Annotated in this window: 21 protein-coding genes and 1 pseudogene; 6 read left to right on the forward strand and 16 right to left on the reverse strand. The window is 39.6% G+C overall.

Translation table 11 applies throughout. The features are described 5' to 3' along the window. Positions 1 to 2 precede the first annotated feature (2 nt). The 3 genes and pseudogenes from PGN18_RS05740 to sucD all read right to left on the reverse strand — a co-directional run bounded on the left by PGN18_RS05740 (position 3) and on the right by sucD (position 2,217). Entirely contained in the window at positions 3 to 506 is a 504-nt protein-coding gene (locus tag PGN18_RS05740) for a methionine-R-sulfoxide reductase (RefSeq protein ID WP_335318441.1), read from the reverse strand. Between the two features lie 240 nt (positions 507 to 746). After that, a pseudogene (locus PGN18_RS22345) lies at positions 747 to 1,088 on the reverse strand (GxxExxY protein); the annotation flags it as partial. A 256-nt stretch (positions 1,089 to 1,344) separates the two neighbouring features. Then, positions 1,345 to 2,217 (reverse strand): succinate--CoA ligase subunit alpha, encoded by an 873-nt coding sequence (gene sucD, locus PGN18_RS05745; protein WP_293788988.1) that lies wholly within the window; start codon positions 2,215 to 2,217, stop codon positions 1,345 to 1,347. A gap of 1,112 nt (positions 2,218 to 3,329) precedes the next feature. On the opposite strand from sucD, the gene PGN18_RS05750 reads away from it, so the two are divergent. Further along, positions 3,330 to 3,755, forward strand: a complete 426-nt coding sequence (locus PGN18_RS05750) for a cupin domain-containing protein (protein ID WP_335318443.1) — start codon at positions 3,330 to 3,332, stop codon at positions 3,753 to 3,755. Positions 3,756 to 3,938: 183 nt separating this feature from the next. Here the strand turns inward: PGN18_RS05750 and rlmF are convergent, their stop codons facing one another. From rlmF to truA, 13 genes are all read right to left on the reverse strand, one after another. Continuing rightward, positions 3,939 to 4,907 carry a 23S rRNA (adenine(1618)-N(6))-methyltransferase RlmF gene (gene rlmF / locus PGN18_RS05755; RefSeq protein ID WP_335318444.1) on the reverse strand — a complete coding sequence of 323 codons (969 nt, stop codon included), beginning with the start codon at positions 4,905 to 4,907 and terminating at the stop codon, positions 3,939 to 3,941. A 376-nt stretch (positions 4,908 to 5,283) separates the two neighbouring features. Continuing rightward, complete coding sequence (gene dctA, locus PGN18_RS05760) at positions 5,284 to 6,552, reverse strand: C4-dicarboxylate transporter DctA (RefSeq protein ID WP_335318445.1); 1,269 nt, start codon at positions 6,550 to 6,552, stop codon at positions 5,284 to 5,286. A 169-nt stretch (positions 6,553 to 6,721) separates the two neighbouring features. Next, positions 6,722 to 7,561, reverse strand: coding sequence for a cyanophycinase (locus tag PGN18_RS05765; protein WP_335318446.1), 840 nt, complete (start codon positions 7,559 to 7,561; stop codon positions 6,722 to 6,724). Further along, positions 7,561 to 8,586 carry an isoaspartyl peptidase/L-asparaginase family protein gene (locus tag PGN18_RS05770; RefSeq protein ID WP_335318448.1) on the reverse strand — a complete coding sequence of 342 codons (1,026 nt, stop codon included), beginning with the start codon at positions 8,584 to 8,586 and terminating at the stop codon, positions 7,561 to 7,563. The genes PGN18_RS05765 and PGN18_RS05770 overlap by 1 nt, the downstream gene beginning before the upstream one ends. A gap of 6 nt (positions 8,587 to 8,592) precedes the next feature. Continuing rightward, positions 8,593 to 9,681 (reverse strand): cyanophycinase, encoded by a 1,089-nt coding sequence (locus tag PGN18_RS05775; protein ID WP_335318449.1) that lies wholly within the window; start codon positions 9,679 to 9,681, stop codon positions 8,593 to 8,595. Between the two features lie 57 nt (positions 9,682 to 9,738). Continuing rightward, the gene (locus PGN18_RS05780; RefSeq protein ID WP_335318450.1) at positions 9,739 to 11,127 is read right to left on the reverse strand and encodes a RagB/SusD family nutrient uptake outer membrane protein; all 1,389 of its coding nucleotides are present in this window, start codon (positions 11,125 to 11,127) and stop codon (positions 9,739 to 9,741) included. A 10-nt stretch (positions 11,128 to 11,137) separates the two neighbouring features. After that, complete coding sequence (locus tag PGN18_RS05785) at positions 11,138 to 14,536, reverse strand: SusC/RagA family TonB-linked outer membrane protein (protein WP_335318452.1); 3,399 nt, start codon at positions 14,534 to 14,536, stop codon at positions 11,138 to 11,140. Between the two features lie 76 nt (positions 14,537 to 14,612). Then, on the reverse strand, positions 14,613 to 15,788 hold the full coding sequence (locus PGN18_RS05790; RefSeq protein WP_335318454.1) for a FecR family protein: 1,176 nt from the start codon (positions 15,786 to 15,788) through the stop codon (positions 14,613 to 14,615). 92 nt (positions 15,789 to 15,880) lie between these two features. Then, positions 15,881 to 16,045, reverse strand: a complete 165-nt coding sequence (locus tag PGN18_RS05795; RefSeq protein WP_335318455.1) for a sigma factor-like helix-turn-helix DNA-binding protein — start codon at positions 16,043 to 16,045, stop codon at positions 15,881 to 15,883. A gap of 10 nt (positions 16,046 to 16,055) precedes the next feature. After that, positions 16,056 to 16,469 (reverse strand): RNA polymerase sigma factor, encoded by a 414-nt coding sequence (locus PGN18_RS05800; RefSeq protein ID WP_335318456.1) that lies wholly within the window; start codon positions 16,467 to 16,469, stop codon positions 16,056 to 16,058. A 103-nt stretch (positions 16,470 to 16,572) separates the two neighbouring features. Continuing rightward, positions 16,573 to 18,402: a glycoside hydrolase family 2 protein gene (locus PGN18_RS05805; protein WP_335318457.1), complete on the reverse strand. Its 1,830-nt coding sequence runs from the start codon at positions 18,400 to 18,402 to the stop codon at positions 16,573 to 16,575. 108 nt (positions 18,403 to 18,510) lie between these two features. Beyond that, positions 18,511 to 20,280 (reverse strand): ABC transporter ATP-binding protein, encoded by a 1,770-nt coding sequence (locus tag PGN18_RS05810; protein WP_335318458.1) that lies wholly within the window; start codon positions 20,278 to 20,280, stop codon positions 18,511 to 18,513. A gap of 135 nt (positions 20,281 to 20,415) precedes the next feature. Next, positions 20,416 to 21,168: a tRNA pseudouridine(38-40) synthase TruA gene (gene truA, locus PGN18_RS05815; protein ID WP_335318459.1), complete on the reverse strand. Its 753-nt coding sequence runs from the start codon at positions 21,166 to 21,168 to the stop codon at positions 20,416 to 20,418. A gap of 194 nt (positions 21,169 to 21,362) precedes the next feature. Between truA and PGN18_RS05820 the strand changes: the two genes are divergently transcribed. The 5 genes from PGN18_RS05820 to bshC all read left to right on the forward strand — a co-directional run bounded on the left by PGN18_RS05820 (position 21,363) and on the right by bshC (position 26,966). Then, on the forward strand, positions 21,363 to 21,830 hold the full coding sequence (locus tag PGN18_RS05820; RefSeq protein ID WP_335318460.1) for a DUF4293 domain-containing protein: 468 nt from the start codon (positions 21,363 to 21,365) through the stop codon (positions 21,828 to 21,830). 15 nt (positions 21,831 to 21,845) lie between these two features. Beyond that, the gene (locus PGN18_RS05825) at positions 21,846 to 22,403 is read left to right on the forward strand and encodes a DUF4256 domain-containing protein (RefSeq protein WP_442955340.1); all 558 of its coding nucleotides are present in this window, start codon (positions 21,846 to 21,848) and stop codon (positions 22,401 to 22,403) included. 13 nt (positions 22,404 to 22,416) lie between these two features. Next, positions 22,417 to 22,788 carry a DUF2200 domain-containing protein gene (locus PGN18_RS05830; RefSeq protein WP_335318742.1) on the forward strand — a complete coding sequence of 124 codons (372 nt, stop codon included), beginning with the start codon at positions 22,417 to 22,419 and terminating at the stop codon, positions 22,786 to 22,788. 252 nt (positions 22,789 to 23,040) lie between these two features. Next, positions 23,041 to 24,906: a DEAD/DEAH box helicase gene (locus tag PGN18_RS05835; protein WP_335318462.1), complete on the forward strand. Its 1,866-nt coding sequence runs from the start codon at positions 23,041 to 23,043 to the stop codon at positions 24,904 to 24,906. A gap of 473 nt (positions 24,907 to 25,379) precedes the next feature. Beyond that, positions 25,380 to 26,966 carry a bacillithiol biosynthesis cysteine-adding enzyme BshC gene (gene bshC / locus PGN18_RS05840; protein WP_335318463.1) on the forward strand — a complete coding sequence of 529 codons (1,587 nt, stop codon included), beginning with the start codon at positions 25,380 to 25,382 and terminating at the stop codon, positions 26,964 to 26,966. Positions 26,967 to 26,982 lie beyond the last annotated feature (16 nt).

The following is a 26,982-nucleotide window of genomic DNA, read 5'->3' on the forward strand; positions in this document are numbered from 1 at the left end:
CCTTATTTTTGATCTGGCACAAAGTTCATAGAGATTGAATTTACGCAATGACGGGTGTCTTTATTGGTAAATCCTTCGCCCAAAAACACGTGACCAAGATGCGCGCCACAATTGGCACAAACAATTTCTGTACGGGAGCCATCCGCATCTGGAATTCGCTTAACAGCACCTTTAATTTCGTCATCAAAAGCGGGCCAGCCACAATGGGCATCGAATTTGCTTTCTGAGCGGTATAGAGGAGCATTACAACGTTTACAGGTATAAGTTCCTTTATCTGTAGTATGCTCATATTTACCTGTGCCCGGATATTCGGTACCTTTATGTACAATTACCCTTTCTTCTTCGGGAGTTAATGGATTCCAATTCATCTTTTTCTTGGGTATAATTTGTGTCGCTTCTATCGCCTGTTTTGTTTCTTTTTTATCCTGCTTTTGTGCACAGGCAGAAAGCCCGGTAATTAAAACAACAGCTGAAAGCAAAAATAGTTTATTTAACATCGTTTTCATACTTCAATATACGGTATAGATGTTAATTTGGTTTACTGGTTTAAGGGTTTGTGTTAGTGTTTACAAAGGAATGATAATCCAGTTGGCAGTTGAGAGTTTTCAGTTGGGAATTGGTAAATCTGGATGCTAAAGGTGCCATCATTCCAGAATTGCTGGTTTGCCACTGAAGGATAGGAAAGCTTTTTAAATTTTCAAAAGTTTTTTTTGCCACGGAAACACGAAACGCACGGAAGCTAATCTTTAAAGAACAACACGTCGAATTTCTAAAGTTGGTTTACCGAAATTTAAAACTAGCCCTACTGTACAACCTGAGCATTTTAAATAATTAATAGTTTGAGCCAGATCCTCATTGGCAATCCCATTTTTAGACTTAACCTCTAATACAAGCGAATCAAAAACTACAAAATCAGCATAAAAGCTATGAGGCAATAAAACCTTTTTATAATAAACCGGATAAAACTTTTCTCGCTCGTAAAAATAGCCTCTACCATCTAATTCAATACAAAGCGCATCTTTGTAGACGATTTCTAAAAAACCATTTCCAAGTTCTTTATGAACAGCGATAGCAGCATTAATAATTAAATCAGTTTCATTTTTATAGGGAAAATTATCTTATCTTATCTCATAATTCATAATAATAATTTTGAACTAATCTAAAGATAATTCCGATATTCTCCCTTTATTATTTCCGTGAACCTCTGTGTCTCCGTGGTAATTATTTTAATAAACTTGGCGTTGCACACCTTCCCTATTCTCCATTTGTGATCGAAAAAGTGCAAACAAAAAAGCGTCCCGAAATTAATCGAAACGCTTTTCATATAAATAAATTTTCTAAATCTTATTTCGCTAATTCTTCAGCTATTGCAACTCCGATTTCAGCAGGACTTTCTACTACGCGGATGCCACACTCACGCATGATTTTCATTTTTGCAGCTGCAGTATCGTCAGCACCGCCAACAATTGCTCCGGCATGGCCCATTCTACGTCCCGGAGGCGCAGTTTGACCAGCGATAAAACCAACAACAGGTTTAGTACCGTGTTCTTTGATCCAACGGGCTGCTTCAGCTTCCATACCGCCACCAATTTCACCAATCATGATGATACCATGTGTTTCAGGATCGTTCATTAATAACTTTACTGCTTCTACCGTTGGTGTTCCGATGATTGGGTCGCCACCAATACCAATGGCAGTAGTAATACCTAAACCTGCTTTGACCACCTGGTCTACCGCTTCGTAAGTTAACGTTCCAGATTTAGAAACCACACCTACATGACCTTTTTTGAAGATAAAACCTGGCATGATACCAATTTTAGCCTCGTCAGCAGTAATTACACCCGGACAGTTAGGACCGATAAGCGTCACATCACGATCTGCAATATATTCTTTAACCTGAATCATATCCTTTGTCGGGATACCTTCAGTAATACAAACGATAACTTTAATACCGCCTTCGGCAGCTTCCATAATGGCATCAGCCGCAAAAGCTGGTGGTACAAAAATGATCGATACATTTGCACCCGTTTGATCAACGGCATCTTTAACAGTATTAAAAACAGGCTTTTCTAAATGTAATTGCCCACCTTTGCCAGGTGTTACACCACCAACTACGTTTGTACCATAGGCCAGCATCTGCTCAGCGTGGTAAGTTCCTTCGTTTCCGGTAAAACCCTGAACGATAACCTTAGAATCTTTATTTACTAAAACGCTCATGTATCAATATTTTTTTGTGCAAAGCTAATATTATTGAACTGGAATTCAAATCTAAAACCATATTATTTAGTCCGTTTTTTCAGTAAAATGTAAGGAAATGGTTTTAAACAAAAAGTGGAAAGACTAAAGCTAGAAGAGGGGAAGACCAAAGCTGAAAGCGCAAAGCGAAATCAATTATTATATTACTGTTACAAAAAATTCTAGCAGGAGTCACATCTCGCTTTTTGAAAATGTTAAATTGCAGGATAAAAGACTTTAGGCAATAAACCGGAGCAAGCCCTTTAATTAAGTGCAACGAAGTAAAGCGAATGGCAGGACTAAAGACCGCCAAAAGACACAGCAAATCCGTTTCCTAATCAAAAACATTAACACTTAGAAAAAAAAATGAGCAGTCCCCGATTGGTTCAGTAACAAAGTTAGATGCCTTTGGCAACATGCCTGGAGCAAGCCCTTAGATAATAAACCTGACAGCAGCGAACACGAAGTGCAACGAAGTAAAGCGAATGGCAGGACTAAAGACCGCCAAGAGACACAGCAGGTCCGTTTCCTAATCAAAAACATTAACGCTTAGAAAAAAAATGAACAGTCTCCGATTGGTTCAGTAACAAAGTTAGATGTCTTTGGCAACATGCCTGGAGCAAGCCCTTAGGTAATAAACCTGACAGCAGCGAACACGAAGTGCAACGAAAGAAAGCGAATGGCAGGAATAAAGACCGCCAAGAGACACAGCACATCCGTTTCCTAATCAAAAACATTAACGCTTAGAAAAAAAAATGAACAGTCTCCGATTGGTTCAGTAACAAAGTTAGATGCCTTTGGCAACATGCCTGGAGCAAGCCCTTAGGTAATAAACCTGACAGCAGCGAACACGAAGTGCAACGAAGTAAAGCGAATGGCAGGACTAAAGACCACCAAGAGACACAGCACGTCCGTTTCCTAATCAAAAACATTAACGCTTAGGAAAAAAAATGACCAGTCTTCGATTGGTTTAGTAACAAAGTTTAGACGATCTAGGCAAAAATAGGGCAAAAGATTAAATTTACCTTTAAAGAGTAAAGCTCAAAGCAGAAAGACGAAAGCTTGAAACCAGCATAGATATAAAAACGAAGCGCATGCGTAATAAAACATTAGCGACACTATTATTTTCCACATTCTTTATTTCAATTGCTGCGAAAGCTCAAACAGCCGATACCAGTAAGTACATTTTGCAAAATGACACCGACGTAGCCAAGGAGGAGTCAGGCACCCATAATGGCGGAGGTAAAACCATCGGCTTTAACTTTTTTGCGAAGGCCAAAAACCTGAAAACAGCCTTTAGGAAAAGAATTTTGAAACCAGGCTCATCCATCGGCTATCACCTGCAAAAAGAAGATGAAATCTATTATGTGATCAGTGGGAATGGCACTATGCAAATGAACGGAAAGATTTTTGCAGTTAAACCTGGCGATGCAATTTTAACCCGACCTGGCAGTTCGCATGGAATTGCACCAAACGCAGACAATGATCTAGTGATTTTGATTGTTTATGAAAAGAAGTGATTGACAGTTTTCAGTTGGCAGTTTTCAGTTTGCAGTTTACATTTTATAGTTGACAATTTTCAGCAAGCAGTTAATGGGAGTAATAAAAAAAAATGCCGAATGATAATATCCACTCGGCATTACGATATCATCTGATTGGATTATGCACCCAAAACTAAAAACTCCAAACGGCGAACTCCAAACTCAGACCTTCCATCCATTAGCCCAAGTTTCCTGCGCTTTTTCGTCATGGAAAGTCCAGGCGACAAAGCGGCTGATTTTCTGGCCCTGACTCATCTGTACGGTTCTTACTTCAAAGGCATTTACTTTGATTAAAGCATTATAAATACTTTTTAGGTTGGCACTTTTTGATACCAGCGAGGTAAACCATAGCACCTGGTTTTTAATCTGTGCACTTTGAATAATCATCTGCTCAACAAAAGCACGTTCACCACCTGGGCACCAAAGCTCTGCCTTGTTTCCTCCAAAATTCAATACGTGTTTTACTTCCTTTTCGCCACCGCCAAGGTTACGCCATTTTTGTCGGGTACCTTGCTCTGCCTCTTTTAACGAAGAATGGAAAGGTGGGTTACAAACTACGGCATCAAAACGTTCTGTTCTGCCGACAATTCCTCTAAAAATACCCATTTTTGATCCCTGCAAACGCGGTTCAATAGCACCTTGCAATGATTTATTGGCTTCCACAATTCTTTTAGCAGCTTCAATTGAAAGCGGATCGATATCTGAGCCTACAAAATTCCAACCATACTCCCGGTGTCCGATAATTGGGTAAATACAGTTGGCTCCAATACCAATATCCAGCACATTAATATTTGGACCGCCTGGATTTTTCCCTTTGTTGCTCGAACCTAAAAGATCAGCCACATAATGAATGTAATCGGCCCTGCCAGGAATAGGCGGACAAAGATAATCTTTTGGAATATCCCATTGCGAAACATCGTAATAGTGTTTCAACAAAGCTCTGTTTAACGCTTTAACGGCGTTCTGATCAGCAAAATCGATAGAGTCATCATTATATTCGTTTTTAAAAACGAAACGCTTTAATTCTTTTGAAGATGCAGTAAGTTGTTTGAAATTGTAACGCGCACGGTGTTTATTGCGTGGGTGTAACTCGCTTTTCTCCTTGCGGTTATTTTGTTCTTCCTGAGCCAATGTGATCTGGTTTAATTAAACATGCTGTGTTGCCTGTTTCTGCTGCAAAGATACGGAAAAAGGTTGAGGGTGGGAAGGTTAAAGGCTGGGAGGTTTGAAAATAACGAATTAGCTTGGAGTTGGGAGGTTTTAGTTGGGAGTTACCAAGTGCAGAAATAAAGTGATTGCCACATTGATCCGATAACTGTCGAATTTGTTTCAATAGATAAAGAGGTTTAAGGTGAGCAGGTTTTACGAATTGTCGTCATACTGAATTTATTTTACAAGTAGAAATAGTGTTTTCAATTGCCTTGTAGCTACTTCGTGGTCAGCATCTTTCCTGCAATTAAGGCCCTGAGATAAATTCAGGGTGACGCTTCGAGGGGAGAACGCCAAACTACCCTTCCTCACCTTTTTCTATCGTTGCAGATTGAATCGCTTTCAAATATTTCTCCTGATCAAACTGGTTTTCACTTTTGGCAATAACGATGGTAGCTACACCATTTCCAATCACGTTGGTGATAGCCCTTGCCTCACTCATAAAACGGTCTACACCAATTAAAATAGAAATGTGTTCAATCGGCATAATTTTTAGGGCCGTAAGGGTCGACACTAATACAATAAAACCGCTGCCGGTTACGCCTGCAGCGCCTTTTGAAGTCACCATTAGCACCCCTAAAATGGTGATCTGCTGCCCTAAGGTTAAATCGACATGAAAAACCTGACAAAGAAATATGACCGCCATGGCCAGGTAAATGGCTGTTCCATCGAGGTTAAAGGAATAGCCGGTTGGAATAACCAAACCTACCACCGACTTATCGCAACCTATGCTTTCCATCTTTTGCATCATGCTGGGCAAAGCCGATTCTGAAGAGGAAGTACCCAATACAATCAAGATCTCCTGGCGGATGTATTTCAGGTATTGCCAAAGACTAAATTTATAATAGCGGCAAATGGCATTCAGCACAATAAAAATAAATAAAATGCAGGTTAAATAAACTGAACCCATCAGTTTAGCCATCCCTACTATACTTGCCAGGCCATGCGTACCAATACTAAAGGCCATTCCGCCGAAAGCACCGATAGGGGCTAATCGCATAATGAGTTTCATAATTTTAAATAATACCTTCGATATCTTGTCGAAAGCATTTAAAACACTGACTCCATCAGCACCCAATTTATTCAATCCATAACCGAAAAGAATGGCGAAAAGTAAAATCTGCAAAATATTTCCATCTGCAAAAGCCGCCATTACATTGTGTGGGATAATGTGTAGAAAAAATTCTGCCCAGTTCATTTCTTTGGCCTGTTCAGCATATCCTGCAATTTTTGTCGCATCGCTGGTCTTTGCCACCATTCCGGCACCTGGTTTTAATATATTGGCTACCAGCAAACCAATGGCGATGGCAACCGTGCTAACGATTTCGAAATATAAAAGCGCTTTACCGCCTACCCTACCTACTTTTTTCATATCGCCCATGTGTGCGATACCCAAAACAATGGTAAAAAATATAATCGGGGCAATTAACATGCTAATCAGGTTGATGAACCCCTTATTGATCAATTCAGCCGTAGGTGCAAAACCGGGAAAATAAGTACCCACACCGATTCCTATGACGATGGCAATTAAAACCTGGACTGTTAAATTGGAAAAGACCTTTTTCATTTATGCTTAGGAAACATGAAAGATAGGTAATTTTTCTTTTGTTAAAACAGCTTGTTAATATTTGATTTAAAAGTAAAGCCTATCTTGATTTCTCAAGACAGGCTTTTGTTTATATAGCGATTAAATCGCTGTGCTATTTGTGCACTAGTTGAAAACGAGCGCAAATGTATTAGGGTGTAATGTCAATTACATCACCAGCTGTAAAAATGCCAAAATCAGCCTGTTTAAATTTTAACAAACCTTTATCAGTTTTTTTAAGCGCTTTTGGTTTAGCCAAACGAACAACCTGACTTTCACCTGCAACAGTTGCTGTATGACCATGAACAATGATCGCAGTACTTTCATCAATGCCTATGCAAACCAGACCAGGATGTGCTGCCAAAGCAGAAATCAATCGGTTATAACGGTTACGTTTTAAAAAATGCTGATCAATGATGGTATTTTGCAATAAACCCATTCCTTCGGAAAATTCGATATTTTGATCCCATAATTTGTTAAAGGTCTCTTTGTAAACGGTATCTAAAAGTTGTTTTCCGGTAATCATATACTTGCTCATTACCGCAGCGCCAGCACTTGTTCCGGCAATGGTTGCCCCATTTTGATAGGCTTTATGGATAGCAGCGTAAACCGGAGTATTTAGCACCGATTTCATAAAACGGTTTTGATCACCACCTAAAATATAGATTAGTTTTGCTCCAGAGAGCGAGTCAACCCATTTTTGATCATTCACATCATGTTTGCTGAAATTAAAATTCCTGATGGTCCTGTTATCAAGTCTTTTTAATTGGGCAGAAATGGCTCCGAAACCTACATCTGGCACTTCGCTGGCCATTGGTAATACAATAATATAATCGTTTGCTTTTAGTGAGGCTGAATTCAGCATTTCTTTCATCAAGGCATCCGAGCGGTCGCCACCGCCAATAATGAACAGCTTACCCTTAGCATTTCCCTGCGCAACTGCCAATAATGAAAGGCTGGCAAGCCAAAAAATCAAAAATATTTTCTTCATTATTTATAAATGTTTACTTCAATTTTTCCATCTGCAGTGATGGTGCCTCTGTACATGCCTTCGGTATTAAAAGGCATGGCCACATTGCCTTTTTTATCTAAAGCAATCAAACCACCATCGCCACCCATTTTGCCCACTTTCTCCAATACAATTTTCGAAGCTTCTGCTACCGAAATGCCTTTATATTCCATTAAATCTGAAATGGTTTTAGCTACCACATTGCGGATATAAAACTCGCCCCAACCCGTACACGAAATGCCCGCAGTTTCGTTGTTACAGTAGGTTCCTGCGCCAATAATCGGTGAATCACCTACCCTGCCATATTTTTTATTGGTCATACCTCCTGTTGATGTTCCTGCGGCCAGGTTGCCAGCTTTATCCAAAGCTACACAGCCCACAGTACCGAATTTATAATCGTGGTTTTTGATACCAAGCAAGCCCGATTTTTTACTACCATGATCCAAAACTGCTTTTGTAGAATCTTCTTTAATGGCTTCCTGCAAACCCTCCCAACGTTCCTTTGTCCAGAAATACTTAGGATCTACGATTTCAAGGCCCGCCTCTTTCGCAAAGAGATCGGCTCCCGACCCCACCATCATCACATGTTCCGATTTTTCCATTACGGCTCTTGCAGCTGAAATGGGATTTTTAATGGTGGTAACACCAGCTACTGCACCTGCCATCAACGTTTTTCCGTCCATAATGGCTGCATCCAACTCATTTCTGCCATCATGTGTAAAAACAGCACCTTTACCTGCATTAAAATGCGGATCGTTTTCTAAAACATGGATTGTTGCCTCAACCGCGTCGAGACTTGATTTACCCGCTTTAATTTCTGCATAACCGGCCTGCAAAGCCTTTGTTAAAGCAGCTACATAAGCGGCCTCTTTTTCTGGTGTCATGTTTTTCTTTAAAATGGTACCTGCACCACCATGAATTACCATTACATATTTTTTCTGTTGTGCACTTACATTCAATGTCCATACAGCGCATAACAATACCGTAAATAATTTTAATACTTTCATTTTATTCTATTGATCTTTTTTATTTAAAACGCCGTTATCTATCCACCATGAATACCATTTGCCACCGCTGGCTTCGTTTACCTTAAAGTTAGCAACATTAAAACTTCCTCCACCGTTAGCCGAGGCAACAATTTCATAAACAGAAACAGCTTTTCCGCTATTGTTCCAATTTACTTTTTGGTTTGCCTCAAACTGCTCTGGTTTTTTAGTTGCATCAGGAATAATGAAATAAGCATAACTATAGGCCCTTGTAGCCGAATAATCGCCAAAAACCTGTGCTTTTCCGTCTTTATCAATACAAACAGCCGTACGCTCGTCCACAGCAATGCATTTAGCCTGAACTGCAAAGTCTTTATTAATTCTCCCTAAAAATACCATAGATCTTCCTTCGCGATTGCGTGTTAAATAGTGCTGGTCGGTAATTACATTTTGCAGATAAGGTGCCTTTAGAAAATCATTATTATACAAGGTAACATTTGTATGGTATGGATTTGCTAATGCCTGCGCAGAAGTTAAGCCACCGGTTTCTCCGCTGTAATAAAAACCACCCAAAATGGCACAACCTGCACTGGTACCACCAACTGGTGCTTTTTTATCGTTTAACAGATAATTTAAGGCCTGTTCGGTTTTGGTGCCTTTCCAGTATTTCATATAATCAGACTGGTCGCCACCGGCAATAAAAACCATTTCCGCATTGCGGATGATATAGGCGACCCCATCGTCATTAGCCAGTTCCCTGGAATTGATCAGAAGGGTTTCTACAGAATTAACGGTACCCAAAGCATTTACAAAAGGGTTGTAGGCATCGGTTCCGGTTGCACGGAGGATCACTACATCTCCACCTCCACTTCTGGCAATCATCCATCTAAAAGCAGCTTCCACATCAGTACCGCCACCCATTAAAACCATACCGCCGTTAACAGGCTTTACCACATTAGCCGAATCACCTATAATTCCAATAGAACCTGGTCTTTTGGATGATGGTGTTTCTCCCCCTGAAGGTTTTGTTGGTGTAACGGATGTGCCATCCGATTTACCACATCCTACTGTTGAGATGCAAAAAACCATGAATAGCGCAAGTAATGATTGTTTCATAGTAATAATTAAAAATGTCGAGGGAGATGCAAATCATCTCCCCGACATTAAGACAACCTAATATTTAGGATTTTGAACAATATTTTTGTTTACCGATATTTCTGTCGCAGGGATTGGCAAGGCATATTGTGCCTGGGTTGGAGACAATGTGAGTGCGCTTTGCGTTGCAGCTACATCTGCAGCTGTTCTTTCAATTACCATATTTCTACGCCTTAAATCAAAGAAACGATGGCCTTCAAATGCCAGCTCCTTGTATCTTTCGTCATAAACTGCACTAATTAAAGCCGTTTTATCCGCAAAGGATGCATTAACATAATTGTTAATTCTTGCGGCACGCAAAGTATTGATATCACCCGCAGCATCTCCTGTTGTTTCTGCCCTGGCTTCGGCTCTGATCAGATACATTTCGCCGGTTCTAAATTGTTTTACATCTGCCAAACCAGGGGTTGAAGAAGTTCCTCCAATATATTTATTAACCAGATATTTAGATTTTGTTCCTGTACGCGAATTGTCAAATTTAATATAAGGTATAAATCTGATGTCATTTGTCTGATCAAATGTTGCAATTAATTTAAATGAAGGCGCATATAAAACATAGCTCCCTGATTGCCTAAAAAAGAAATCCCCGGTTCTTGAATCGCCGGTTACCCGTTTCAGTTTCCAAATCACTTCAGCATCGTTGGCATCCGTCCAGATACCAGGGAACTGTGCTTTTGTGGACAATGGAACCGCATTTATCACTTCCGTTGAGTAGGCAATGGCATCTGTCCAATTCTTTTCATATAGTGCCACACGCGCTTGAATAGCCGAAACTGCGGTTTTGGTAATTCTTGTTTTATCAGTAAAGCTTGATGGAATCAATGCTTTAGCTGCAATCAGATCTGCTTTGGCTTTTGCAATTACTGCCTCAAAAGTTTCTCTTGCCGGATAAATGATGGCTGACCGCTGCATATAGGTTACGCCCAATGCACCTGTTTGATAAGAAGACGCGTATGCCCTTAATAATTCGAAATGCAAATATGCACGTAAAGCCAGCAGCTCACCTTTGTACCGATTGGCCAAAGTAGCATCAGCGCCGGTAAAAGTTAACTTATCCATGGCTTCTAAAACACGGTTTACCCGATCAATGCCAGTATAATTTGTGTAATAAAGCCCGGTAACGGAACCATTTGAACCATTATAAAGCCATCTAAACGCATCGCTGTTACCTACCGTATTTTCCTGAGGATAAATCGCTTCATCCGAAACAATGGCGCTGTAACTTAAAGTAGAATAATCAATTGGCGCATAGGCACCGATTACACCCAAATTAATATCGTTAATATTTCTGAATGCCTGTTCTGGCAAAATTAAATCGGTTGGCTTAAAATCCAGCTTGGTACAAGATGTTGCCAATAATACAACTGCCAATAAAACAGTGCATTTTGTATATATTTTGTTAATCATAACCTGTTTATTAAAAGTTAACATTAATTCCTGCAGTATATGTTCTGGTGTTAGGATATTGAAAACGCCCGAAAACATCATTGTTCTCCGGATCTAGGCCCCTCCAGCTGGTCCAGGTAAACAGATTTTGTCCCTGAACAAATACTTTAACTCCTTTAATGACCTTGGTTTTTTCAAGTATGGATTTTGGCAAAGTATATCCAATGGTTACGTTTCTCAATCTTAGGAATGAAGCATCCTGAATATCTTTAGAAGTAAAGTTTCTAGGGATATCAAACCTTTGAAGAATGGCATTATCCCCAGTATCTCCAGGGTTTTTCCACCGGTTATATAACATCCTAACCGATTGGTTACTGGTACGATAAGTTCTGTTTTCATTATAAAAATCCTCGTTGTTCCAACGCATCACATTGCTTACAAAAGAGAATAAAGCAGAAGCTGTAATACCTTTATAACTTAACGAGGTATTAAAACCACCGGTAAAGGTTGGGTACATGCTGCCAGAATTAGTAGTACTTTGGGCATTTGCATTGTACAAAGTAGTAATACTGCCATCAAGATTGTAATACTGGGCTTCTCCGGTTTGTGGATTTACACCTGCCCAATCTGGTGCAAAATAAGTTCCATATGGCAATCCCACTTTGATAATCCTCGAATCTCCATCTGGAAAATTATCAGTTACATCGCTTACACGTAAGATCATATTTTTATTATAACCTGCGTTGGCGCCCAAAGTCCACGTAAAATCTGTGGTTTTAATTACATCTCCGCTGATATCAAACTCGATACCCCTATTTCTCATTTTACCTGAACTTAGCGGCAAGGTTGAATAACCGGCAACGGCAGAAGGCGGCTGGTTGATAAACATATTGGTGGTGATTTTATTATAAAAATCGGCACTTAAACGCAATCTGTTGGTCTTGAATAAACCCAGATCGAAACCGGCATTAAACGTACTTACATATTCCCAGTCGTAATCTATATTACCAGCTGCTGTTGCACGGATTCCGATATTACCACCATAGCTCGTATTGCCGTAAGCCTCCTGGTAATCGAAATTACCACCGAACGAGCTTGCTGCAGTGCCGTAACTTGCCCTAAAGCTCAAGTCTGAAATAAGGGCTACGCTTTTAAGAAACTCTTCTTGCTTCGCATTCCAGTTGGCCCCTACCGAATAGAAACCATGCCACCTGTTTTTTGCTACTACAGTGGTAGAACCATCATAACGGTAACTGGCATTCAAGGTATATTTACGATCGTACGTATAACGGCCAATGCCCATAAACGAAGCCATGGCATTCCGTGTTTTGCCACCAGAAAGTGAAGGCAGAAAAACAGTACTTACTGTTATACCGGCAGGTGTTTCGGGCAAACGATCATCTATACCAAATCCCCTGTAACCAAAAGATTTATAATCGTTATAAATATATTCGTATAATGCGGAAAATTCGACATCGTGTTTACCATCAAATGTTTTGGCAAAAGTCAGGCCACTGGTAGATACAATACCAAAATTTCTTCGGCTAATCTCATCCAAGCGGCCTTTTCCGCCTAATGTATTGGCAACAGATCTTGATCCATAATAAGAATTTGGATTAACATAGTTTTCGTCAGAAGAATTTCTATAATCAATACCAAACCTGGTTGTTGCCTTTAATGATGGAAAAATCTGATAAGCAAATGAACCGCCCACTATAGCTTTAAACTGATCGGTTTTATTGCTGGAATTAAGTAAACGCTCCAGCGCTAGAGTACCTTCGCGCTGATCTAAAATATTATATTTTGCCTGTGAGCTAATGCCGGGATGCACTAAAGTACCGTCAGAGGCATAGGGTTTTTCGTAAGGAAGTGCATAATACACTGCCGACATTGGTGTGCCGGCCGTAGTAGCGCCTTCCCCATCAATAAAAGTTGATTGAGAATAACCTAAAGAAACGTTAACACTTCCACTAAATTTATCATCATTGAAATCTAAATTACTTCTGAGCGCATAACGGTTAAGGCCTGTATTTACGGCAACTCCTTCCTGGCTGTAATAATTTAATGAATTGTAAAAACGTAATTTATCATTACCCCCGCTGATGCTTACCTGCTGTTCCTGAAATTTACCTCTTCTAAAAAATATATCTCTCCAATCGGTATTGATCTGCCTTAAACTGTCCAAAATAAAATCAGCGCGAGCTCTTGAGCTTGCGGTACCTGCCGCGTAAGATGGATTTTTCGGAGAATACGTCCACCCCGGACCAATATTAACTCCTGTTAAACCTATTTCCTCTTCAAATTGCAAACGCTCATTGGTGTTCATCATCACAAAGTTTGGTCTGCTCAAATTTGAAAAACCATATTGAGAATTATAACTTACGGAAACATGGCCGGCCTTACCTTTTTTAGTAGTGTATACAATTACACCATTGGCTCCCCTGGAGCCATACAGAGCTGTTGCCGATGCATCTTTTAATACCGTTGCCGATTCAATATCATCTGGATTGATGGTTTGAAAATAGCCGGCTTCAATCGGAACGCCGTCTAAAATAATAAGCGGACCTCTAACTCCATTGATGGTACCAATTCCCCTAATGACCACTGATGCACTTGTACCTGGCTGACCTGAAGTTGAAATCACACTCATACCTGGAACACGACCCTGTAAAATCTGATCTAATGTTAGACCAGGAACCTGATTAATTTTGTCGGCAGTAACCAGAGAACTTGCTGCCGCTGATTGTGATTTTTTATAACTGGTGTAACCCGTTATCACCACATCGCTCAAAGTCCCTGCTGATAGACTCAGTTTAAGTGTACCCAACTGGCTTTTGGCAGCCACTTCCCTATCTGTATAACCAATGTATGAGATAACCAGTATCGCATTCTCATCTACGTTTCTGATGATAAAATTTCCATCGCTATCGGTAACCGAAGCAGCCAGTTGTCCCTTAACCTTTACAGAAGCGCCCGGCATAGGATTGCCTTGTTCATCAACAATTTTTCCGCTCACATCAATAGCCTTAGCGTTATTGCTCCGGGCAAGGGGCATAATCAAAATGGTATTTTCTTTAATTTCCCAGCTAAAAGGCTGCGATCTTAAAACCTGTGCAAGCACATCCTTGATTTCGGCATTTTTAACATCAACAGTTACGGGTTTGGCCAATTTTTCGATCAAATCGGCATCATATAGAAAAAAGTAACCACTCTGTTTCTTAATTTCTTTTAAAACATGCACAAGAGGCACATTCCTTTGGTTTATGCTAATGTTCTGGGAAAATGCCGATGCACTAACCTGTAAGCACAGAACTGTTACTAAAACAACAAAAAGTTTCATGGTTCTAATAAAAGTTAGGTTAAAATAGTTTGTAACAAACCCAACTGCCTTTAAGGCATTGGGCACATTACTTTGAGTGTAAAAGTTCATACATTCAGTTTGGTTTAAGTTTAAATTGATTAGTTTATTTGCGGATTAATTGATAAAGGCTGTCTGCCTTTGGCGATTATTTTTCTGACGATACAGTTAACTTCTTTCCCTCGGCTATTTCGAACCTGATGTTTCCAGTCTTCTCGAGCATTTTTAGTACTTCAGATAGTTTGGCCTTACGTGGAACCATACCATTGTATTTTTTATTTGGGATAGTGCTATAATCAATATGAACATTGTACCACCTTTCCAATTGCTTCAGAATGCTTTTCAGGTCTGCATTGTTAAACTGGAAAAGACCATTTTTCCATGCCGTTTCGTCATTTGTATCTACACCAGTTGCCAACCTGATACCGTCACCTGAAACCTCGGCAATGGCTTGCTCCCCAGGTTTCAAAATCTTTACGGATTGACCATTAGTGATCCGAACACGGCCTTCTAGCAAAGTGGTTTTAATGGTATTGTTGTCTAAATAACTATTGATATTGAAATGCGTACCCAACACTTCTACATCCTGACGTTGATTTTTGACATGGAACGGTTGTGTTTTGTTTTTGGCTACTTCGAAATATGCTTCTCCGCTAAGTTCTACACGCCGTTCGCTACCGTTAAAAACTTCCGGATACTTTAAAGAGGATGCAGCATTTAGCCATACTTTTGTACCATCTGGTAAAATCACCTGGTATTGTCCACCCTTAGGCGTTTGAATGGTGTTATAGGAAATTGCTGATTCCAATTTTAAATTGCCTTGATCTAAAACGGTATATACCAATTGCCCATCTTTTGTTCTTGAGATTTTTACGCCATCTTTATCGCTGATATTAGCTGCAGTATTTTCATCTAAAACAATTTTTGAACCATCAGCAAGGGTTAAAACAGCTTTATCAGTACCTGGCAGAACATCCAGGGATTTTTTAGTTACTATCACAGTCTTGAGCGACGGTTTGGTTTGATGTAGCAAAGCAAATGTTAACCCATAGACAATCAGCAATATAGCCGCCGCCGCTACGTATCGATATAGCCGAATGGTTTTACGTTTTTGATAACCATTCATTTTAGCATAAATTGCCGAGAAATTGACATCAGCCATTTTTGCTATTTCATCGGCATCGAGCTGATTAAGAATATCAGCATTTTTGTCTAAATATTGATAATATTTTTCTACAAAAAGAATCTCTTCTGCCGTAGCCGTACCCGATACATAACGTTGAATAATTTTTTGCAGTTCTTTTTGAGGTTTGAAGGCGTTCATTTTTTCTGGTTTTATATAGATGTACCAGAAAGCAGAAAATATCCTAAAAGAATTTTAAAATATTTTAGATAAATTTAAAAAAGAACTTAAACCTAGTCGGAAACCAACGAGATAACAAGTGAAATTACCAAAAATAAGTGCGTAAGCCTTAAACGAAGTGCTTGTGTTGCAGTGGTTAACTGATTTTGAACAGTTTTTTGCGAGATATTGAGTTTAAAAGCAATTTTGGCTGTGGACAAACCTTCAAAATAATGCATAATAAATATATTACGCCGTTTTTTCGGGCAGCGCTTTAATAAACAATTCCAGTAATGCAGCTACTTCTCTTTCAAGCAACATGCCATCAGCATGTAAAGGAGAAATCAACTCATTTTCGAAAGATTTTCCGAAAAAGCTGCTTTTTGGACTTCTGGCAATATGTTTTAAAACCTGAAAACGGACTGCTGTATGCAGATAAGCCAATGGATTTTCCAAATCGAGTTCAGCTTTTCTGTTCCATAGATCGGTAAAAATATTCTGAATAATATCCTGGCACTTTTCTTTTTCGGGCAGGCGCTTATAGGCTGCATTATAGAGTTCGGCCCAATATAGAGTATAAATTTTGCCAAATGCGACCTCATCTCCTTGCTTTAATAAGTCAAAAAGGGCATAATCATGCTCACGGTTTTTCTCGATATTCAAATGATTTTTTTGGTTGCGAAACCAAACATAATCATTTTTAAGGAATTATGTAAATGCTTTCAGACGAGAATTGAAGATCCGCAATGCACTTATTTTTAAGTTATCATTTTTTTGGAGCTGTACCAAGGATTCTACCCGATTCGATAACAGCCTGGTTAATTTCCCTTACACATTTGATATCCATTTTTTCCACCTCGCGATCATAGGTAAGTAAACCGTTTATTTCGTGTTCAACGTCGGTGGTCTGGGTGTAAACTGCTGTACTCAAACCTTTATAAAGCATCAACTGTTCAACCTGCTGCATCAGCAGTATATAACGATCCGTAAGCGCACTAACAGTAGGTTCATATCCGTAGGCGTTATTTTCAACAGGCCACATGTGCCCCCTAACAAAGAGTCCGATACCACCGTATTCGCCCAATGAAGCGGCTCGCTTTTCATCTGGTTGCGATGCCCCGTTCGGACCAATATAAATATGTGTATCTACAAAATCACCATTTCCAGGGTCGCCCAGCGGTTTCTGGTAACCCGGATTATTGTTAAACCCGGAATTGCCATTAACCAATCTGGATGGATCATATTTTTTTACCCAGGCGGTGATTTCCTTAATATCAAATGCACCCCAGTTTTCATTGAAGGGCACCCAACTGATAATTGATGGTGAATTGTAGAGATCATCCATTACTGCTTTAAGCTCTTTTCTAAAAACGCTTCGATTTTTCAATGTATCCTCGTTTTGGTACCACATGGCGGGCATATCCTGCCAAACTAATATCCCCATTTTATCAGCTAAATAGTAGAACCGTTTAGGTTCAGTTTTCATATGCTTTCTGATGAGGTTAAAGCCTGCATTCTTTGTAAACTCCAGATCGGATTTTAACGCCTCTTCAGTTGGTGCGGTTAAAATCCCGTCTGGCCAGTAACCCTGATCCAGTAAGCCGACCTGCATTTCGAATTTTCCATTCAGAAGCGGCCTTACCACACCATTTACTTTACCCAGCCTGATATCACGCATCCCAAAGTAACTCATGATCTCGTCGGTTACCTTCCCATTTTTGTCTTTGAGCACAATTTTCAGGTCGTATAAAAAAGGATCCCCTGGCGACCATAACCTGGGTTGATTTATCGGAAGTATTAATTGATTGCCCACTGCCCCCTTTATCTGAGAAATGACCTTGTTTCCCTCATATGCGGTAGCCTCAATCTGGCCACTGGTTGCTTTGGTTGAAAGAAGAAGCCGCTTATTTTCCACATCGGGTGTAATCCGGATCTGTTCGATATAGGTATTGGCAACCGGCTCCAGCCATACGCTCTGCCATATACCTGAACTAAATGTATAATCGCCGCGCGGACCGTTTTTGCCAGAAGGCGCTTTTCCATCGTTAGGATCATAGGCTGCTACAATCAAGGTATTGGAACCAGTTTTTAAAAGCATGGTAATATCAAAACCAAAAGAATCATAAGCTCCTGAATGGCGACCGGCAAGTTTTCCGTTGACAAATATTGTTGCATCGTGATCCACCCCATCAAAATGTGCAATAATTTTTTTCTCTTTCCAATCAGCAGGGATCTCAAAATCCCGTTTATACCACATATTGATTTCCTGCTTACGCTCAATCCCTGAAAGAAAAGATTCAGGACAATAAGGCACCAGGATTTTTTCAGCCCTGCCAGGGAATTCTATTGCCTGCCTGGGCGCCAGGGCCGATGGCGCATCCTTTCCGCCAATATATGCCCAACTGCCGTTTAGGTTGAGCCAATCTTTGCGCTGAAGCTGTGGGCGTGGATAATCCGGGAAAGGCACTTTTGCCGTGGCAGCAGAAACCGTCCATTTGGTAGGAAGTTTAGCTTCCTGTGCCTGTAATGCTATTGAAAGCAGTAACGTTAATGTTAAAAACAGGTAATGTCTAAAAGTGGATATAAAATTTCTCATCAAAACATCTTGAAATATCAGGGACTTATTAGCGAACTATAGCTCACTATTGCAAAATAATGATAATGAGCACGAGGTCAAATAATTTCAAGAATTGGATCGCAATTGTTACACTTTGGCAATCCCTTTAGAAGAGAACTGCAGGTCGTAAAGCTTTTTATAATAACCGTTCAGTTTTAACAACTGTTGATGAGTGCCCTTTTCTTTGATTTCGCCCTTATCGAGCACGATAATCTGATCGGCTTTTTGTATGGTTGACAGACGGTGGGCAATTACAATTGAAGTCCGGCCCTCCATTAAATTATCAATGGCTTTCTGGATTAATAATTCGGTTTCCGTATCTACGGATGAGGTGGCCTCATCTAATACCAGAATCGCCGGATTATGAACCAATGCACGGATAAAGGAAATCAGCTGCGCCTGACCTGCAGAAAGGGTGGCTCCTCTTTCCATTACATTATACTGATAACCACCAGGCAAGCGTTCGATAAAATCGTGCGCACCCACTTTTTTCGACGCATTAATCACTTCCTCAATTGTAATTTCGGGATTATTAAGTGTGATGTTGTTTAAAATAGTGTCTGAAAACAAAAAAACATCCTGGAGTACAGTAGCAATGTGGCTTCTGAGGTAATCGAGTTCAAAATCTTCAATACGAATACCATCAACAGTAACGTTTCCTTTTTTAACCTCATAAAAACGGTTCAGGATGTTAATGGTAGAAGATTTGCCTGCACCAGTTGCACCAACCAAGGCAACCGTTTCGCCAGCTTTTACCTCAAAACTAAGGTCTTTTAACACATAGCTGTCATCATTGTAGGCAAACCAGACCTTTTCGAACTTAATATTTCCCTCCAGTTTGGCAGGTTTTTGTTTACCATGGTCAGGTGTAGTTTCATCGGTATCTAAAACTTTAAAAACACGTTCTGCCCCAACCATACCCATTTGCAGGGTATTAAATTTATCAGCCAGTTGGCGGATAGGCGTAAACACCATGCCCAGGTACATAATAAATTGTGTGATGGTACCAGGTGTAACATCCAACGGCTTGGAAAGAATGCTTTTTGCGCCGTACCATACCAATAAGCCTAGAGACATGGCCGAAATTAGCTCAACCACTGGAAAGAATATAGAATAATACCAGTTACTGCGGATATTGGCATCGCGATAACGTTTGTTAATGGCATAAAATTTTCGGTACTCTTGTGTCTCCCTGGCAAAATACTGCACAATAGACACACCTGTGATGTGTTCCTGCAAAAAAGTATTCAGGTTAGAAACTTCATTCCTGATTTCCTGGAAGGCGACCTTAATCGCTTTCTGAAATTTCCGTGTAGCTAAAATGAGCAGCGGAATGGGCAAAAGCACAACTAAACTTAACTCCCAGTCAGTGTATAACATTACACCTACAATCACCACTACCTGCAAACTGTCGCCAATCATGGAAATTAAACCTTCTGAAAAAATATCTGCAATGGTTTCCAAATCCGAAACCGTTCTGGTAATTAATTGTCCTATTGGTGTTTTATCGAAAAACTTAAGCCGCAACTTAGTAATATGATTAAATACATTAATCCGCAGATCGCGGATAACAGACTGACCTAGTGTATTGGTTAACAGCGTATGGTTATATTGGATTAAGCTCTGCAAAACGAGCATAAAAATCATCAACATGGTCATGTTCACCAGGCCAGAATAATTTCCGTTTAAAATATAATGATCGAGTGTGTATTTGATCAAAAACGGACGCACAGGAGAAATGGCCGCAAGTAAAATGGTTAAAATAACCGACCATACAAACACGGCACGATAAGGCTTTACATATTGAAAAATACGTTTTAGTAATCCGGTATTATATACGTCGCCTGTAACTGCCATTTTTTGGGTTTAGGGTGTAAGGCTTAGGGTATAAGGCCTGACACCTTCTTAACAATTTTACATTATACTATCATTTATCGCAATTTCGCTTTTTTTTGACGGTCGCTGCACCTTCCGCCTTAAACCTTCGACCTTCTACCTGAAATACGGATAGTCTATCTTCACTAAATATAAACCACATGCAGGTACCGATTGACCGGCTTTGCTTCGGTTTTTACTTTCTATTATCGCTTTAAAAGCAGCTAAATTTATTTCTTTTTTACCAACTGATACTAAAGTACCCATAATAGCCCTCACCATGTTCCGCAAAAAACGATCAGCCTGAATGGTAAAAACCAAGCTGCCTTCCTGCCGTTCAAACACAGCTTTAGTGATCTTGCAATTATTGGTAAACGTTTGGGTATTCGATTTGCTGAAACAAGAGAAATCAGTATAGTTTAATAAAACAGCTGCGGCCTCGTTCATTGCTTCAACATCCAGCTGATCTTTTACCAACCACGACCTGTTTATTTTAAAAGGATCTTTTTCGAAGTGTATATAATATTGATAAGCACGTGCTGAAGCATCAAAACGGGCATGGGCATCGGGGTGAACCGGTATGATGCGTTTTGCTGCAATTTGATAGGGCAACATGGCGTTGATGCCGGTAATGGCATTTAACACTTTAATTTCATCTACATTCTCAACATCAAAATGGGCATAAAAATCTTTGGCATGTACACCTGCATCAGTCCTACCACAGCCCAATGTTTCAACAGGTTGCCGAAAGAACACAGACATCGCCTTATCCAATACCTCCTGAACGGTGATTGCATTAGGTTGCGTTTGCCAGCCATGGTACAAGCTGCCATCATAAGCCAATTGGATAAAATACCTTTTTTTACTCAAAACGATGCAAAAGTACAGTTTAAGGTGCAAAGGGCAAAGCGTTGAGCTAAGCGTTTGGAGTTGGGCGTTTGGCGTGAATCTTTCAAAACCAATCGCAATTGACGTTTCTTTTTCAATTTATACATCTATTCAGCAACATTAATCTTTTTTTCTTTTCTTAAAAAAATTAGCTTTGTTTCTATATTTTTACGTCCATGATACAAAGAATACAATCCATCTGGTTTTTTTTAGCGGTTTTAACCTTGATTTTAATGCTATTTTTACCCATTGCAACAAAAACAGTTGATGGTTCTGAAGCAAAGATTTTTACCAACGGGCTACATCATTATCTGGAAGGGAAAACAGGAAAGGTATTAAATGTTGAGGTATCTTTACCATTATTGATCGCCAATATTGCAATAGCAATTATCTGTTTCATCAATATTTTTAATTACAAAAAAAGAAGTTTCCAAAAACGCTTTGCCATTGTTTCGATTATATTAATTGTTGGTTTTGCTTTTTGGTGCAGCATTTATGCAAAAGAACTTCCTGGGGGAATAGAAGGCGCCAGCTTTGGCATTGGTGCTTATTTGCCAGCTGTAGCTATCCTGTTTATTGTATTAGGGATCTTCGGTATCAATAAAGACGAAAGACTAATCCGTTCTGCCGAAAGGTTGAGATAGTTAATCAATTGCATGATGAATCAAATGTTATCTACAGATCAAACTCAACACTTGCTAAACATACTAAAAAGCCGTTTTGAAAAAAACAGGAACCGGCATGAAGGCCTGGAATGGCAAAATGTGCAGAATAAATTAGAAGCCGATCCGCAGAAACTCTGGGCGCTAAATCTAATGGAAGAAACCGGTGGTGAACCGGATGTAGTTGATTTTGATGAAAAAACAGGCACCTATCTTTTTTTCGATTGTGCTGCCGAAAGTCCGAAAGGACGTAGAAGTTTGTGTTATGATGCAGAAGCACTGGCCTCAAGAAAAGAACATAAGCCAAAAGATAGCGCAGTTAATTTGGCAAATGAATGGGATGTTGAACTTTTAACTGAAACCCAATACCACTATTTGCAGCAATTTGGCAAATTTGACAGTAAAAGCTCAAGCTGGATCAAAACGCCTGCAGATATTAGAAAGCTGGGCGGCGCCTTGTTTTGCGACTACCGCTACGGAAAAGTTTTCACTTATCATAACGGAGCAGAATCTTATTATGCAGCGAGGGCTTTCAGGGCTTGTTTAATCGTTTAATTTAAACTCTATGATGAATGTAACGCCAGAACATAATGAAAAAATAGCTAAAATGACTTTTTCATCTGTTTACCCCCATTATGTTACAAAAGTTGAGAAAAAAGGAAGAACGATTGAAGAGTTGCACCTGGTAATTAAATGGTTAACGGGTTATGATGAAGAACAACTTCAAAAATACATCCAACAGAAAACAACCTTTAAAGATTTTTTTGAGCAAGCCAATATCAATCCTAAAGCGCATTTGATAACAGGTGTAATTTGTGGTTACCGGATTGAAGAAATTGAATATCCATTGACCAGGCAAGTACGCTATTTAGATAAACTGGTTGATGAATTAGCCAAAGGCAAAGCGATGGAAAAAATTTTACGGGCTGGGTTAGACTAAAATCAAATGGTTCGCATCTGATCGACTTTCAAATTCGGCTGATGACGTCATCAGGTTTTTAATGTGATTTTGAAATGAATTTTTAGTCGGTAATTTGCGTCCTGTAAATCGCCCGTTTTCTTTTTATCTTTTCTCACCTTTTATTTCACCCTTATTTCCAAATATTTAGCCTAAAAAACTATTTACTTGATTCTCTGTGAAATACAAAATATTAACCGTACCTTTGCGGCTCAATTAAAAATAAATAGACGAATGACAAACCCATTTCAATTATTGGGGATAAGTGATGACGTCGTTAATGCCGTAAAGGACCTTGGATTCGAAAATCCAACGCCGATTCAGGAGCAAAGTATTCCTGTACTGTTAGAAGGCACTAATGATTTTGTTGGTTTGGCCCAAACAGGAACAGGAAAAACAGCCGCATTTGGTTTGCCGCTGTTAGAACTAATCGATTTTAAAGTTAATAAACCACAGGCATTGATTTTATGCCCTACCCGTGAGTTATGCTTACAAATCGCTAACGACCTTAAAAACTTTTCTAAAAACATTGCTAATGCCCACGTTGTTGCCGTTTACGGTGGCGCGAACATTATGCAACAACTACGCGAAATACGCCAAGGCGTTCAGATCGTAGTGGCCACGCCCGGCCGTATGTTGGATATCATTGGCCGTAAAGCCATTGATTTTTCAAATGTTAAATATGTGGTGCTTGATGAAGCTGACGAGATGTTGAACATGGGTTTCCAGGACGACATCAACGACATTTTATCAACCACTCCTGATGACAAAAAAACCTGGTTATTTTCGGCTACAATGCCATCAGAAGTTCGCCGTATAGCTAAAAACTATATGGACAACCCTGTAGAATTAACCATGGGCACAAAAAATACAGGTAACGTTAACATCGAACACGAATATTACATTGTTCGTGCACGTGATAAGTACGCTGCTTTAAAACGTATTGTAGATTTTAACCCTGATATTTTTGGTGTTGTTTTCTGCAAAACCAAATTAGATACCCAGGATATTGCCGAGCATTTAATTAAAGATGGTTACAATGCAGATGCGTTACACGGTGATTTATCGCAACAACAACGCGACAAGGTAATGCAGCGTTTCCGTGAACGTAATATGCAATTATTAATTGCTACTGATGTTGCTGCACGTGGTATTGATGTAAACAATGTAACACACGTAATCAATTATTCTTTACCTGATGAGATTGAAAGTTATACCCACCGCTCTGGCCGTACTGGTCGTGCAGGTAAAACCGGTATCTCAATCTGTATCATCAACTCTAAGGAATTAGGAAAAATCCGCCAGTTGGAGCGCATTATTGGTAAACAATTTACTAAAGCTGAATTACCTACCGGATTTGATGTTTGTGAAAAACAATTGTTCTCTTTGGTACATAAAGTGAATAATGTAGAGGTTAACGATGAACAAATCGACCAATACATCCCTCGTATTATGGATGAATTTAAAGATTTGTCTAAAGAGGATGTGATTAAACGTTTTGCTTCATTAGAATTTAACCGTTTCTTGGAATACTATTCTAAAGCGCCTGATTTAAATGCAGCTGTTGGTGATGAGCGTGGCGAAAGAGGTGAACGTGGCGAAAGACGCGGACGTGGTAGCGAAGGCTATACCCGTTTGTTCATCAACTTAGGTTCTGTAGATGAATTTACCCGTGGCGATATGTTATCTTTTATCTGTAATAATGGTAAAATTGGTGGCAAAAGCGTTGGTAAGATTGATTTAAAAGGCGTTTTCTCTTTCTTTGAAGTAGAAGATGCTGTTGCAGATAAAGTTTTTGAAGGCTTTAAATCAGTTGAATTTAATGGTCGCCAGGTACGTATTGAAAAAAGCGGTGATGGCGGTGGTGAAAGACGTGGTGGCGGTGAAAGACGTGGCGGTGGTTTCGGCGGAGAACGCAGAGGCGGCGGTGGCGGTGGTTACCGTGGTGGCGACAGAAGATCTGGTGGAGGAAGACGTGAAGGCGGAAACAGCGGTGGCGGTTTCAGAGATTTTTCTGGTCGTAGCCGTGAAGACAAAGGTGGCAGCACTGGAGGTTCACGCCGAGAAGGTGGAAGCGGCGAACGCCGTAAAAAATGGTAAAGCAAAAACCAAATATTTTACAGCCGTTCCGATTTTTCGGGACGGCTTTTTTGTTTAGGGTAATACAGGTTAATATAATTATCATTTTTACACCAAGTTTAAAAGAATTCAATTTAAAATATTCTAAACATTATATTCGTTTACAAGTATTTAAAACGAACATTGGTTACCTATATCCTGGAGTTATATGCCGTACAAAAAATAATCTCTGATAGAAAATCGCCATCTCTACGGAAGTGAAATCCCGAATGTTAAATCTTAAGCGAGATTTCTCAATATTGTAGAAATATTTCTCCCTACGGTTGAAATGACGAATCCGCGAAAAACGAATCATGATTTTTTCATTTTTTCCGGAACTGAATCAGACTATTGTCATCCTGATTACTGTGCTTCCATGACAAAAATTATTTAACTATTGTAAAATAGTGGTGCGACTTAACGATTATCCTTAAATTGCATTACTTTCGCACATCATGCAGGCAAAATATATTTCCTATCAGGAAACCGGATCATTTTCAAAACTGGTTTTAGATTATATTAACGACGAAGAAAAACTTAAATCTTTTTATAGTTACCGCCCTGACATGGCGGGTTTAGCCAGTGCAATTGAGCACAGAAGTTTCCTCGGAAACCGGGCTACTTTGGTTCAGGTCCTGCAAGATCAATATCGGCATTTACAGCCCAATAAATCGGTTAGCAAAAACATAGAACTTTTAGCACTTGATAATACATTTACGGTAACAACCGGTCACCAGTTAAATTTATTTACAGGTCCACTTTATTTTATTTATAAAATTGTTACCACCATTAATTTAGCCATCGAGCTGAAAATGGCTCATCCCAAAAAAAACTTTGTCCCGGTTTATTGGATGGCGACAGAGGATCATGATTTTGAAGAGATCAACCATGTAAGTGTTGATGAAAAAAACATCAGCTGGATCCAGCAAACCAATGGTGCTACCGGAAGATTAAGTACCAAAACAGTTGCCGCAGCAGTAACCGCATACAAGGGATACCTGGGCATCTCGAAAAATGGAAAACGGATTGCCAAACTGGTAGAACAGGCTTATTTGCAACATGATAATTTAGCTGATGCCACCCGGTATTTAGTAAACAACTTATTCGAGAAATATGGCTTAGTAATTGTAAATGCAGATGACGCTCAATTAAAAAAGCAATTTGCAAATATCATTACCGAAGATATTATTCAGCATAACAGTGCAAAAAATATTGAGAATAGCTCCAAAAATCTCGAAGAACTGGGTTATAAAACACAGGTGAACGGTCGTGATATTAATTTCTTTTACCTGATTGATAATCTTCGCGAACGCCTGATTTTTGAAGATGACAAATATATTGTGAACCATACCGACATCAATTTTACCGAAGCTGAATTAAAAGCAGAAATCGATGCTCACCCTGAGCGGTTTAGCCCGAATGTGGTGATGCGCCCCATGTACCAGGAAGTAATTTTGCCTAACATTGCTTACATTGGTGGTGGTGCTGAAGTGGCTTACTGGATGCAGCTTAAAGCAAATTTCGACTATTATAAGATAGATTTCCCGGTATTATTGCTGCGTAATTCGGCTTTACTGATAGACAGACGCAGTGCAGAAAATCTTTACAGACTTGGCTTTTCGCTAGAAGATATTTTCCTCCCTGCAGAAGAACTGAAAAACGTCTGGGTAAAGCGGAATACGAATGCCGAACTTAGTTTAGCCGATGAAACCCGGGCCATTAATAGCATTTTCGACCAAATTAAGTTAAATGCTTATAAAATAGATAAAACCCTTTCTGTATCTGCAGATACGGCAAAGCAAAGAGCCAACCGTTTGTTGGCTAACCTGGAAAAGAAACTATTCAGGGCAGAGAAAAGAAAACATGAAACGGCATTGCTGCAGATTGATAACGTAAAGAAAAGACTGTTCCCAAATGGTGCGCTGCAGGAAAGAATCTTGAATATAGCCCCCATGTATGTAAATTATGGTGAAGATTTTCTTTCATCTTGCATAGAAAATTTTGAACCTTTGGGCGGTGACTTTACAGTTTTGTTGCCATGATAATGGTCCGGAGTCG

The sequence above is a fragment of the Pedobacter terrae genome (assembly GCF_036946585.1).
Lineage (GTDB): Bacteria > Bacteroidota > Bacteroidia > Sphingobacteriales > Sphingobacteriaceae > Pedobacter > Pedobacter terrae_C.